The following is a 512-nucleotide window of genomic DNA, read 5'->3' on the forward strand; positions in this document are numbered from 1 at the left end:
CGCCTGCCCCGGCCCAGGCGCCCGCGGACGCCCCGGCCCGGGCTATCGACGTCGGTATCACGGATCAGGCCGGCGTGCTCTCGCCCGGGGACCAGGACCTGCTCCGCGTCGAGACCGAGCGCATCGCGTTCCCGCCGCAGGTGCAGCGCGTGGAGTACCTGGTCTTCGACGACGGCAACGACAACCTCAACGACACCGCCGAGCGCTTCGCCCAGGCCGAGCGGCCGGATCTGGTGTCGCAGGACCGGGAGAAGTGGGCGCCCGGAACGCTGATCGTGGCCAACGACATCGACTCGCGGAAGGTCGGCATCTACTGCGGTGACGACGTCTGCGCGGCGCTGGACATCTTCGAGGGCCGGCACCTCGACGGCTCGCTGGAGGCGATGAAGGACCCGATGCGCCGGGACAACCATGCGGTGGGCCTGCTCGCGGGCGCGCAGGCGGCGGCCGATCCCACGGTCCTGGCCCCGGAGTCCGAGGGCATGCCGTCCTGGCTGCCGTGGGCCCTCGGC

The 512-nt window shown here is 72.7% G+C and carries 1 protein-coding gene; it reads left to right on the plus strand.

Going from position 1 to position 512, the window contains the following annotated elements:
- A partial coding sequence (locus tag IY392_RS18345) for a DUF5129 domain-containing protein (RefSeq protein ID WP_194862003.1) occupies positions 1-512 on the plus strand: 512 nt, incomplete at both ends.

The sequence above is a fragment of the Dietzia sp. SYD-A1 genome, assembly GCF_015356725.1.
GTDB lineage: Bacteria > Actinomycetota > Actinomycetes > Mycobacteriales > Mycobacteriaceae > Dietzia.